Raw genomic sequence first — 12,307 nt, forward strand, 5'->3', positions numbered from 1 at the left:
CTATCAAGTTGCTTGCAGAAAGACTAACTAAAAAGATATCTGAAGTTTCTGTTTTGGGGCTGTTTTCAGAAAAGCAGCCCCAAAACAGAAAACCATGTACCGCTTACCTTACTCACCACCTCAAGAATTGATATGAAACCAAACCATCTGCCTGGCAGACGTACTTATTGGGTAGCGGCTTTCAGCCTGGTGCTGTGGAGCCTGGGCTGCTCCAAGAACATTACCCCCGAGCCCAAGGCGGTTACCTCCAGCTGGGTAGCCAACCAATCTTACTATGACGGACAGAAATGGTCTGAGATGGTGGTGGGCACCATGCCGCTGGTCATTAGCGTGCCGCACGGCGGAACGGTGGAGCCGAGTAACATTCCGGACCGTACCTGCCCAGACGCCACCACGGTGCGCGACGCCAACACCATTGAACTGGCACGCGCCATTGAGCAGGAGTTTGTGAAGAACTACGGGGTACGGCCGTATCTGGTCATTTCGCACATTGCCCGCAAGAAAATTGACCAGAACCGCGAGATGGAACCCGGCACCTGCGGCAACGCGCTTATGAAGGAAACCTGGCAGGCGTACCATAATTTTGTTGACACCGCCCTGGCCCTGGCCACTAGAAACCACGGCACAGCACTCTTTATTGACCTGCACGGGCACGGGCACAGTGTTCAACGGCTGGAGCTGGGCTACAACCTCACCGCAAGTGAGGTGCAGGATGTAAGCCTGAACAGGAACCTGGCCACGTTGGCCGCCAAATCCAGCGTGAACAACCTGCTGCAGGCCAATAACCAGATCACCTTCCGGAACATGATGGTGGGCGACTATGGCTTCGGGACGCTGATCAGGAATGAAGGTTTTGCGGCCGTGCCGAGCAAGCAAGACCCGTACCCGCTGTCAAACCAGCCCTATTTTTCCGGCGGCTACAACACCCGAATGTACACCTCGGCCAATTTCCCCAAGGTGCACGGCTGGCAGATTGAGTGCAACATGACCGGCGTGCGCGACACCAACGGTCGGCCCCTTTTTGCGGCGGCGTTTGCCAAGGCCATCATGCAGTACTACGCCAACAATACGTCGCTGCGGCCCCCGTTCACCCCTCTGAGATAGTTTTTCGGCATAGCCGCGCCAAACCCTGCAGAGGGGTGGGCGGCTGTGACATGTTGAGTACCCCAACCAAACCAAAAAAATGAAACGCACCCGCTCGCTCCCGGCATATTTATTGGCCGCTGCCGTTGCTTTTTCCTGCCACAAAACGGCTCCCAAAGAAGCTGCCGCCCCCGCCCAGGTAACTGAAGCAACAGATCTGGCCATTGAGAAAGCCATTCTGGAAGACCAGCAAAACTTCTACTACACCAACTTCAAGGAATATCCGCAGAACGACCCGTCACTGCCCATTGGCGTGTTTGACTCGGGCACCGGCGGGCTCACCATCTTAGACGCGCTGGTGAACTATGACCAGTTCAACAACCAGAGCAAATCGGCCGGGGCCGATAAGGAACCTGATTTCTCACGAGAGAAATTCATCTATCTCGCCGACCAGGCCAATATGCCGTACGGCAACTACTACAGCGCCAATAAATCTGATCTGCTGGTGGAGCACATCATCAAAGACGCCCAGTTTTTGATGGCCAGCAAGTACTACACCCGCAGCGGCGAGAAGGCGTTCCAGAAAGACAAGCAGCCCGTGAAAGCCATTGTGGTGGCCTGCAACACTGCCACCGCCTACGGCAAAGAGCACATTGAGAGCTTCATCCAAAAAACTGGCATTGATCTGAAAGTGATTGGTGTAATAGACGCTGGCGCGAAGGGCGCGCTGGAAGCCTTCAAAAAAGACGAGAGCGGCACCGTGGGCGTGTTTGCTACCGTGGGCACCATTGCCTCTAAAGGCTACGAGAAAACGTTTCTGGCGCTTAAAGAAAAGATGGGCTACACCGGCACTATTCAGGTGGTGAACCAAGGCGGCCAAGGCTTGGCCGAAGCCATTGACGAGGAGCCTGATTTCATTCAACGCGATGCCAAAGCCCCCCGCCAGAACTACCGTGGCCCGTCTTTGGCCAACGCCGACTACCAGATTGACAAGACCTTGCTAGATGTCTACAACTTCAACTTTGATCACCAGAAAATGCTGTGTGACAGCAAAAACTCTGATGATTGCCAGGTCTTGCAGCTGAACGCCCCAGAAAACTACGTGCGGTATCACTTGGTTTCTATGATGGAAAAACTCCGGAAGACGCCTAACGCCCAGCCGCTCAAAGCCGTGATTCTGGGTTGCACACACTACCCGTACATGACCAAAGACATCAACCAGGTGCTGGGCGAACTCTACAACTACAAAAAGAACGGCCAATACGTGTACCGGCACCTCATGGTCCAGAACGTGCGCCTCATTGACCCCGCCATTAACGTGGCCGCCGAACTGCACGCCTATCTCAAGGAGAAAAACCTGTTCAACCAGCAGGCCAAACAACTGAGCAGCGAGTTCTATATTAGCGTGCCCAACCTCAACAACCCGTCCATCAAAACCGACAGCGCCGGGCGCTTTACCTATGACTACAAGTATGGCCGCAACGTGGGCAAGATTCAGGAGTACGTGGCGGTGGTGCCGTTCAGCAAGAAGAACATTCCGGTAGAAACCCTCAACCGCTTCAAGGCCTCCATTCCGCAGACGTATAAACTGATTCAGAACTTCCACCAGGCCAACCCTAAAACGGCCACGCTCACGGCAGAAGAGAAAATCAACTAACCCCGGGCCTCTTCTCTTTTCCTTTCTCCGGAACGGAAGAGGGAAGAGGCCTTCTGTTTTCGGCCTGTTTTGGCCAAAATAGCGAAAACGCAAACCCAACACTACCCAACCACCCAAACCAACGAAGCAAATTATTTACCCTTTCCCAGTTATGAAGTTGAAGTTCTCCACCCTTGCCACGGTTCTGTCCCTCACGGCCGCGGCGTTGCTCACGGTCATTGACGCCTACGTCACGCCGCTGTCTGAACCTGTTTTGTTTGCGTTCCGGTGGCTGGCCATTGGCGGTCTGGTGCTGTTCGGGTTCCAGCGCAAAACCTTGACCACCTGGATTCTGGTGGCCTTGGTGATGGGTGCCGAGATTGGGCATGACTTCCCCGCGTTCGGGATAAACCTGCAGGTGTTGAGCAAGATTTTCCTTAAGATGATTAAGACCATTGTAGGGCCGCTTCTCTTCGGGACGCTGGTGTACGGCATTGCCGGGCACTCCAACATCAAGCAGGTGGGCCGCATGGGCTGGAAGTCGCTGCTGTATTTTGAGGTGGTGACCACGCTGGCCCTGTTCATCGGCTTGGCCGCTATCAACCTCTCCAAAGCCGGTGAGGGCGTGAAACCGCCCGCCGCGCTGCACGAGGAACTGCCGGTGGTAAAACCCCAGACCACCCAGGAAATCATTCTGCACGTGTTCCCAGAGAACTTCGTGAAGTCTATGGCCGACGGCGAAGTGCTGCAGATTGTGGTGTTCAGCGTGCTGTTCGGCATTGCCCTCATTCTGGTGCGCGAAGACAAGCGCAAGCCCGTGGTGCAGTTCGCTGAGAGTCTGTCTGAAGTCATGTTCAAGTTCACCAACATTGTCATGTACTTCGCACCGTTTGGCGTGGGCGCGGCCATGGCCTACACCGTGGGGCACATGGGGCTGGGCGTGCTGGTGAACCTGTTTCAGTTGCTGGCTACGCTGTACGTGGCCCTGATTGTATTTATGGCGGTGGTGCTGTTGCCTATTGCCCTCCTCATTGGCTTGAACATCAAGAAATTCATACAAGCCATTGCCGAACCCGTGTCCATTGCCTTTGCCACCACAAGTTCAGAGGCCGCCCTGCCACGCGCCATGGAGGCCGTGGAAAAACTGGGCGTGCCGCGCAAGATTGTGGCCTTTGTGATGCCCACCGGCTACAGCTTCAACCTGGACGGCACCACGCTGTACCTGGCGCTGGCCTCCATCTTTGTGGCGCAGGCCGCCGGTATTGAGATGACCTTGGGCCACCAACTCATGATTGTGTTCACGCTTATGCTCACCAGCAAAGGCGTGGCGGGCGTACCGCGCGCCTCTTTGGTGATTCTGCTGGGCACGGCCGCTTCGTTCGGTTTGCCGGTGTGGCCTATCTTCATCATTCTGGGCATTGACGAACTCATGGACATGGCTCGCACCTCGGTGAACGTGATTGGCAACTGCCTGGCCGCCGTGGTCATTGCCAAGTGGGAAGGCGAATTTTACCCAGACGGACTTCCGGCGGTACCGGTGGTAGAAGGCGTGCCGTTAGCTCCTGTGGAGGAACGGTTGGCAGTAGCGCCAATAGCGAAAGAGCCGGTGCAGTAAAACGGTAAACCATGGCGCAAGCGTCCGCTTGTGTCCACAGGTTCAAGGCTTACAAAATAGCATTCGGGCAAGCCCGATGTCAAAATAAAAATTTCTGTTTTCGGCCTGTTTTAGCCAAAACAGCGAAAACGCAAAATTATCAGTCACACGGCACAAGCGGACGCTTGCGCCATAAATGAAAGACAAACCGTTTCAAAGTATACCAACCTTGCATACCATTTTCAACAAACAGTTTCTGCTCACCGCCTGCTTGGCGCTGCTCACGACAGCGGTAAGTTACGGGCAACGTGCGGCGGGTAAAACGCTGGACTTGCTCATCACCGGGGCCATGGTGTTTGACGGCAGCGGCAAAGATTCGGCGCAGCTGGACGTGGGCATTCTGGGCGATAGAATTGCCTTTGTGGGCAACGCGCAGCAGAACCAAATCAAAGCCAAGAAGACCATCAACGCTCAAGGGCTGTACCTGGCGCCCGGTTTTATTGACCCGCACACCCACACAGACAAATACCTGAACAGCAAAGACGCCGCCGAACGGGCTACCCTTCCGTTTCTGGCGCAGGGCGTGACTACGGTGTTTGCCGGCAGCGACGGGTTTGGCGGGTCAGACATTGCCAAACAGCTTTCGGCCTGGGACCGCAACGGCATTGGCCTCAACGCCGCGCTGTTTGTGGGCCACGGCGGCGTGCGCAAAGAAGTGCTGGGCAGCAAAAACGTGCAACCCACGCCCGCCCAGCTGGAAGAGATGCGCCAACGGGTAGACCGCGCCATGAAAGAAGGGGCCATTGGCCTTTCCGGCGGATTATTCTACGCACCCGCCAGCTACGCCAAAACCCAGGAAGTCACCGAACTGGCCAAAGTGGCCGCCCAATACCAGGGCGTGTATGACACCCACATGCGTAGCGAAGGCACCGGCGTGCTGGACGCCATTCAGGAAACCCTGGACATTGGCACCGGATCAGGTATTCCAGTACATATTTCCCACATTAAAGTGAGCGGCGAGACCAACTGGGGCCGCAGCCTGGAGGTGATTAGAATGGTGGAGAACGCCCAGCGCAAAGGCCAGAAAGTGACCGCCAACCATTACCCGTACGTGGCCTCGTCCACCAGCCTCAAGGCCACCCTCATGCCCCGTTGGGCCGAAGACGGCGGCAATAAAGAGATGCTGAAACGCCTGGAAGACCCCAAAACGCTGGAAAGAATCAAAAAGAGCCTGGCCTCTAAACTGGATAGTACCGGCCGTGCCGAACGCATTACCCTGGCCACCCCCAAGAACCCCGAACTGAACGGCAAGTCTATTCTCAAAATCTCGCAGGAATGGGGCGTCAAGCCCGAGGACGCGGTCATCAGAATCCTCAAGGAGAATCCGGCTACCAGTGTGATTTCCTTCAGCATGTCTGAAGAAGACGTGGTGCGGTTCATGCAGCAGCCCTGGGTCATGACTGGGTCAGACGGTGGCGGGGCGCACCCGCGCACATACGGCACCTTCGCCCGCAAAATGGGCCTGTACGCGCTGGAGAAGAAAGTCATGCCTCTGAGCCAAGCCCTTCACAGCGCCACCGGCCTCACCGCCACCACCTTCCACATCAAAGACCGCGGGTTCATCAAAGAAGGCTTCTTTGCAGATTTGGTGGTGTTTGACCCCGCCTGGTTCAGAGACAACGCCACCTTTGACCAGTCTACCCAACTGGCCAGCGGCGTGCACTACGTGCTGGTGAACGGCACCGTCAGCATCAGCGAAGGCAAATACACGGGCGCGCTGGCCGGGAAAGCCCTTCGGCACGCGCCCGCTAACGCTCCATCTCCAGGAAAAGAGAAATAGACATGACGTATTCTGTTTGCATATCCCCTTTTATAAAAGTCCCGGCCAGCGGCACCTGTTTGGTGCTGCTGGCGGGCTTGCTGTGTTTGTTCCAGACTTCGGCGTACAGCCAGAACGCCAAAAAAGTAGACACGTTCATCAAAGGCGCGTGGGTGTTTGACGGCTCGGGCAAAGACTCTATGCGCCTGGACGTGGGCATTACCGGCGACCGCATCACCTATCTGGAGCCCGCCGGCAAGAAAGCGCCCAAAGCCAAGAAAACCATTGACGCCAACGGCTATTACCTGGCCCCCGGCTTCATTGACCCGCACACGCACGTGGCCGCAGATTTGTCTAACCCAGAGCGCAAGAGCAATTTGGCGTACCTCATGCAGGGCGTAACCACCGTGTTTGAGGGCAATGACGGCTCCGGCCCTATGCCCATCGGCACCACGCTGGCCCAATGGGAGCAGAACGGCATTGGCACCAACGCAGGTCTGTTCGTGGGCCACGGCTCGGTGCGCAAAGAGGTGCTGGGCGAGAAAGACGTGCAGCCCACGCCCTCTCAGTTGGAGAAAATGAAGAAACTGGTGGCTCAGGCCATGGAACAAGGCGCGTATGGCATTTCTACCGGCCTGTTTTACGCCCCCGGCAGTTTCGCACAGCAGAGCGAGGTGGTAGAACTGTCAAAAGTAGCTGCCGCTTACGGCGGAATCTATGATACCCACCTGCGCGACGAAAGTACTTACAACATCGGGTTGATGAACTCTATCAAAGAGACCCTGGAGATTGGCGAGGCCGCGGGCATTCCGGTGCACATTTCGCACATCAAAGCCTTAGGTGCCGATGTCTGGGGCAAGAGCCCCGAGGTAATCCAGATGATTGAGGCCGCCCAAAAAAGAGGCCTGCGCGTGACCGCGAACCAGTACCCATATTTAGCGTCGCGCACCAACCTGATTGCCGCCGTGGTGCCCCGCTGGGCCGAAGACGGCGGCGTGAAAGCCATGTTCGCCCGCTTTGATGATGCTACTTTAGCAGATAGCCTGCGCAACGGCATCAGAGACAACATTCGCCGCCGCGGCGGCCCGGCTTCTTTGGTACTGTCCACCGACAATGCCACCCTCAATGGAAAATCTCTGGAGAAAGTAGCGCAGGAATGGCAGCTGGATCCGGTAGAGGCGGTCTTCAAAGTGCTGCGCACCGACCAGAAAGTACGGGTGGTGTCCTTCAACATGACCGAAGAAGATTTGCTTCGGTTCATGAAGCAGCCCTGGGTCATGACCGGTTCAGACGGTACGCCCGGCCACCCCAGAAAATACGGTTCGTTTACCCGCAAGCTCAAAGAGTACGCTATTGACCACCACCATATTTCCATGGCCAACGCCATTCACAGTTCCACCGGCCTCACCGCCCAAACCCTGGGCATTCAGGAGCGCGGGTTGGTGAAGAAAGGCTACTACGCAGACCTGATTCTGTTCCAGCCACAAAACCTGAAAGACTTCGCCACTTATGAGGAACCTTCAAACCTGGCCAGTGGCATGGAATACGTGTTTGTGAATGGCGTAGCCGCCGTGCAAAATGGAAAGGCTACTGGCGCCCTGGCAGGCAAAGCGCTGAAGCATAAAAAGTAAGTTGGCGAGATTGATGAAAAGGGAAGTCTTGGATTTCCTGTTTTCGGGCTGTTTTCAGAAAAACAGCCCGAAAACAGGAAACTACCTCTGAATGGAAGCAGCTACGCACGCTCTTCACGCTCTTCCGGATTTGTAATCCGGAAGCAAGTACTCAGGGGATTTGTAGTCCCCGTCCCGGCGCTTTCTAACGTAGCCGCGCCGCGGATTACAAATACGCAGGTAGGTGTGATCGGGATTACAAATCCCGAACAGCGGAGCTGATCAATGTAAAGCAGATGAAACAAAAGTTAGCGGAAGCAGCAAGCATTGAGGAACAGTACTCCAGCCGTTTATTCCCCTCCTGGGAAGGGTAGGGGTGGGTTCCACGCCAAAAGATCAAAACCTGTTTTCGGCCTGTTTTGGCCAAACAGCGAACGCAAGCCTCTCCCCTGCCTTCCGCTGCAGGCGTGCAAACGGGTTATCCTTCTGCTTCAGTTTTGCGTTTTAGTAGAATCAATAGGCTGCACCCTTTGGCTGCGGTTTTATCACACCAACTAGCATTCTACTACCATGGCGAAGAAAAAAGCAGATAACAGCAAAAAAACCGACAAGCCAGAAAAGAAGGCGCGGGTACACCCGGAGCTGGAGGGCTTTGAGATCAAAATCAACCCGCTGGGCGATATCTCCTCCAATTTCAACATTGACCAGCTCAATGAGTTTCTGGACCGCAACGTAACTGACAAGAAACTGGTGGGCGACCAGGGCAAGAAGCGCGTGCAGGAGGAAGACGAGGAATATCCTATTGAGGAAACCGTGGAGGAGGAAGAGAACGAGGAAGATTTTTTCAAAGGAAGTGCTAACTTGGCAGACGATGAGGACGAAGACGACGCGCCCAAAGAGGAAGACGACGATCTGGCCCCTAAAAAACCAAAGCGAAAGTAAACCCAACTATGAAATCACACGAGATTGACTACCGCATCTTCGGCTCAGATATTCAGGTGCTGGAGGTAGAGCTGGACCCCCAGGAAACCGTCATTGCCGAGGCGGGCGCCATGGTGTACATGGAAGACGGCATCCAGTTTGAAACCAAAATGGGCGACGGCTCCAACCCCAGCCAGGGCTTTCTGGGCAAGCTGGTCTCTATGGGCAGCCGCATGATCACGGGTGAGTCCCTGTTTATGACCCACTTCACCCACCGCGGCTACAGCAAAGCCAAAGTGGCGTTTTCGGCACCGTACCCCGGCACCATCATGCCCCTTAACCTGGCAGACTTCCCCAACGGGTTGATTGTGCAGAAAGACGGTTTCTTAGCCGCGGCGCTGGGCACCAAGATTGCCATGCATTTGAACCGCCGGTTGGGCGCGGGCTTCTTTGGCGGCGAAGGTTTTATCATGCAGCGCATTGAGGGCGACGGCCTGGCCTTCATACACGCGGGCGGCACGGTAGTAGAACGCCACCTGCACAACGAGACGCTGCGCGTTGACACCGGTTGCGTGGTGGCCTATGAGAACGGGATTGACTTTGATATTCAGCAGGCGGGCGGCCTTAAATCTATGGTTTTTGGCGGCGAGGGTCTGTTCCTGGCCACTCTGCGCGGCACCGGCCGGGTATGGATCCAGTCTATGCCGGTGAAGAAGCTTATCCAGGCCTTGATGCCGCACGGCGGTAACGCCAACAAAGAAGGCGGCTTGCTCAGCAGCTTTCTGGAATAGAGGGCACCTCTCTCCCCATCCCATAAAGTCCGGCACCACCGGACTTTTTTTGTGCCCATTTGCCAGGTTATCTCTCGTTTAATATCTCAACTTTGCATTTTATATAAATTTAATATAGTTTATTATTCACATGTTACAAAAACGCTTGTTAGTTTTGTAACGAAATAAATATTAACTTTCACTTGCGCTCCCCCTGCGCCATGCAAAGAACTGCTTCTTTTCAGTCAGCCCGGGCTTTCACTTTCAGTTCCTGAAACAGCACCAGTTATGACCCGGGCAATCATCACCTCCTTTCTTTGGCTTTCGCCGCTGTTCTCTATGGCAGCCAGCTTTACCTCTGTCAAAAACGGCAACTGGTCCAGCCGTTCTACCTGGAGCTCTAATGGCATTCCGGCCGCCAACATCAACAACAAGGATGTCGTCATCATTGACCATGTGGTGAATGCCGGTGCTTTGAAGATAAACAATGGGGGAACCATGTATGTTAACCGCCACCTGATTGTAGACCAACTCACCCTGCATGGCCCCAACTCCAGAATTTACGTGGCGGCAGGGGCCGTGCTGGAGGCCGCTGAAATTAACGGCAACTGGGAGAATGTGATTTATGAGGAGCCGCTGCCGGTCACCTGGCTGGAGTTCTCCTGCAAGTCAGACGGTAAGGCGCACTCCCTTTCCTGGGCCACGGCCCAAGAGGTCAACAATGACTACTTTGCCTTAGAATACGCCACACAAGATCTGGTTTTCAAAGAGATTACCCGCCAGGCCGGCACTAACACCGCCTCTCCCGCTTACTATTCGTTCACCCATACTTTTCCGGTGAAAGGCACCAGCTACTACCGGTTAAAGCAAGTTGACTATGACGGCAAGGCCACTTACTCCAAGATAATCTCAGGCACGTTTCATGCCTTCACCTACCAGCTATCAGCCAGTTCGCTCCAGATGAATACGCCCGTGACCGGCAGCGTCTCCCTGATCAGAACAGACGGGACTCCCGCCGTAGAAAAAGTTTTGAATAAAGAGGATCTGCTCCGTTTCCCTTCCCTGCCCACGGGTATGTACATGCTGCGCATTGAGAGCCCGCAGTACAAAGGCCTTCACAAAGTGTACCTGCGCCAGTAGCAAGATACGCACAGCGCGGTCAAACACTCCCGCTCCAATTGGTAGGCGGAGTCTCTGTTTTTGACCTGTTTTGGCCAAAACAGGTCAAAAACAGGTTTTCGGCCGTGGCCGAAAGGGATTAGGAGAGTTGGTTCACCTGCAGAATCTCCTCCAGGTACTCGCGGTTGTTGGCTAAGCGCGGCACTTTGTGCTGGCCGCCCAGCTTGCCTTTGTATTCCAGCCAGTTCAGGAAAGCGCCGTGCGGGGCCACAGTAACCAGCGGCGCCTGCAGCGCCAGGTCTTTCTGCCGTTTGGCGTCATAATCTGAATTGACCTCGCGCAGGGTTTGGTCCAGTACGCGGGTAAAGGTTTCCAGACTGGAGGGCTGCCGCGAAAACTCAATCACCCACTGGTGCCCGCCGCGGCTTTTGCCCTCAAAATAGACCGGGGCGGCCGTGAAGTTGGTGATGGTGGCACCGGTGGCGGCGCAGGCTTTGGTGATGGCGGTTTCTGCGTTCTCCACTACCACCTCTTCGCCGAAGGCGTTGATAAAGTGCTTGGTGCGCCCAGAGATTTTAATGCGGTACGGGCTGAGCGAGGTAAATTTAACGGTATCGCCAATCTTGTAGCGCCACAGGCCGGCGTTGGTAGAGATGAGGAGCGCGTAGTTCCTGCCCAGTTCCACCTGGTCAAGGGTAAGCGCCTGCGGGTGCTCCTCTTCTGCCTGCTCTATGGGAATAAACTCATAGAACACGCCGTAGTCCAGCATGAGCAGCATCTCGTCCAGCAGACCAGGCTCATCCTGTATCCCGAAGAAGCCTTCTGAGGCATTGTACACCTCCAGGTACTTCATCTTCTCACTGGGGATCAACTGCCTAAACAGCTCGCGGTAGGGGCCAAACGCCACGGCGCCGTGCACAAACAGCTCCAGGTTAGGCCAGATCTCAGTGATGTCCTGCTTGCCGTAGGTCTCCAGCATGCGGTTCAGGAGGACGTAGGTCCAGGTGGGCACGCCTGAGATGCTGGTCACGTTCTCTTTGGCGCAGATCTCCACCATCTTCTCAATCTTCTCCTCCCACTTGTCCATAAGGGCCACTTTGAGCGGGGGCGTGCGCATGACCTCGGCCCAGATGGGCAGGTTCTGCATGATCACCGCAGACACGTCTCCGCAGCGGGTGTTGCTGTTGAAGTCATTGGGGTGGTGGCTGCCGCCAATAGACAGCGCCTTGCCTGAAAACACCTTGGTCTCCGGGTAGTTGTTGGCGTAGATGGAGAGCATGTCTTTGCCGCCCTTGTAGTGGCATTCCTCCAGCGCCTCCGGGGTTACGGGAATAAACTTGCTGCGGGCGTTGGTGGTGCCAGACGACTTGGCAAACCACTCTACCTTGCTGGGCCACAGCAGGTTCTGCTCCCCCTTCATGACCCGCTCAATGTACGGGTACAGGTCTTCATACGCGCTAATGGGCACCCGTTCCTGAAACTCCCGCACGCTCAGTTTATCGGCGTAGCCGAATTTCTGGCCCCACTCAGTGCCCTTGGCGGTATTGATCAGGTGGGAAAACAATTCATTTTGCACCTCATGCGGATATTTCCTGAAGAGGTCAATCTGATGGATCCGCTTCTTCATCACCCAAGACACAATTGAATTGAATATCTCCACGTGGTAAGGCCCGTTTTTAGTTGTTTGTTGTTGGTTTCTCGGCACCGCCGATTTGGTAGTAATGGTTAGTTAGAACCTTATAGCAGCTTTCCCCA

At 55.2% G+C, this 12,307-nt stretch carries 9 protein-coding genes; 8 read left to right on the top strand and 1 reads right to left on the bottom strand.

Features of this window, described 5'->3' with window-relative positions:
• Positions 1-132: 132 nt before the first annotated feature.
• From A8O25_RS06850 to A8O25_RS06885, 8 genes are all read left to right on the top strand, one after another.
• The gene (locus tag A8O25_RS06850; protein ID WP_066832535.1) at positions 133-1,104 is read left to right on the top strand and encodes an N-formylglutamate amidohydrolase; all 972 of its coding nucleotides are present in this window, start codon (positions 133-135) and stop codon (positions 1,102-1,104) included.
• Between the two features lie 79 nt (positions 1,105-1,183).
• On the top strand, positions 1,184-2,740 hold the full coding sequence (locus tag A8O25_RS06855) for a glutamate racemase (protein WP_066832537.1): 1,557 nt from the start codon (positions 1,184-1,186) through the stop codon (positions 2,738-2,740).
• A gap of 151 nt (positions 2,741-2,891) precedes the next feature.
• Positions 2,892-4,334, top strand: a complete 1,443-nt coding sequence (locus A8O25_RS06860; protein ID WP_066832539.1) for a dicarboxylate/amino acid:cation symporter — start codon at positions 2,892-2,894, stop codon at positions 4,332-4,334.
• 208 nt (positions 4,335-4,542) lie between these two features.
• Positions 4,543-6,153, top strand: coding sequence for an N-acyl-D-amino-acid deacylase family protein (locus A8O25_RS06865; RefSeq protein WP_161947711.1), 1,611 nt, complete (start codon positions 4,543-4,545; stop codon positions 6,151-6,153).
• 2 nt (positions 6,154-6,155) lie between these two features.
• Positions 6,156-7,763 carry an N-acyl-D-amino-acid deacylase family protein gene (locus A8O25_RS06870; RefSeq protein ID WP_066832542.1) on the top strand — a complete coding sequence of 536 codons (1,608 nt, stop codon included), beginning with the start codon at positions 6,156-6,158 and terminating at the stop codon, positions 7,761-7,763.
• Positions 7,764-8,312: 549 nt separating this feature from the next.
• Entirely contained in the window at positions 8,313-8,684 is a 372-nt protein-coding gene (locus A8O25_RS06875; protein WP_066832545.1) for a hypothetical protein, read from the top strand.
• An 8-nt stretch (positions 8,685-8,692) separates the two neighbouring features.
• On the top strand, positions 8,693-9,454 hold the full coding sequence (locus tag A8O25_RS06880) for a TIGR00266 family protein (RefSeq protein WP_066832548.1): 762 nt from the start codon (positions 8,693-8,695) through the stop codon (positions 9,452-9,454).
• Between the two features lie 267 nt (positions 9,455-9,721).
• Entirely contained in the window at positions 9,722-10,573 is an 852-nt protein-coding gene (locus A8O25_RS06885; RefSeq protein WP_066832551.1) for a hypothetical protein, read from the top strand.
• 118 nt (positions 10,574-10,691) lie between these two features.
• Here the strand turns inward: A8O25_RS06885 and A8O25_RS06890 are convergent, their stop codons facing one another.
• Positions 10,692-12,212, bottom strand: coding sequence for a GH3 auxin-responsive promoter family protein (locus A8O25_RS06890; protein WP_479559376.1), 1,521 nt, complete (start codon positions 12,210-12,212; stop codon positions 10,692-10,694).
• Positions 12,213-12,307 lie beyond the last annotated feature (95 nt).

The sequence above is a fragment of the Rufibacter ruber genome (genome assembly GCF_001647275.1).
In the GTDB taxonomy this organism is placed as follows: domain Bacteria; phylum Bacteroidota; class Bacteroidia; order Cytophagales; family Hymenobacteraceae; genus Nibribacter; species Nibribacter ruber_C.

Bases quoted from the DNA above. Each gene is read 5' to 3' on its own strand.
- A8O25_RS06860 (WP_066832539.1), top strand. From the start codon at position 2,892: ATGAAGTTGAAGTTCTCCACCCTTGCCACGGTTCTGTCCCTCACGGCC.
- A8O25_RS06870 (WP_066832542.1), top strand. From the start codon at position 6,156: ATGACGTATTCTGTTTGCATATCCCCTTTTATAAAAGTCCCGGCCAGC.
- A8O25_RS06885 (WP_066832551.1), top strand. From the start codon at position 9,722: ATGACCCGGGCAATCATCACCTCCTTTCTTTGGCTTTCGCCGCTGTTC.
- A8O25_RS06855 (WP_066832537.1), top strand. From the start codon at position 1,184: ATGAAACGCACCCGCTCGCTCCCGGCATATTTATTGGCCGCTGCCGTT.
- A8O25_RS06880 (WP_066832548.1), top strand. From the start codon at position 8,693: ATGAAATCACACGAGATTGACTACCGCATCTTCGGCTCAGATATTCAG.
- A8O25_RS06875 (WP_066832545.1), top strand. From the start codon at position 8,313: ATGGCGAAGAAAAAAGCAGATAACAGCAAAAAAACCGACAAGCCAGAA.
- A8O25_RS06850 (WP_066832535.1), top strand. From the start codon at position 133: ATGAAACCAAACCATCTGCCTGGCAGACGTACTTATTGGGTAGCGGCT.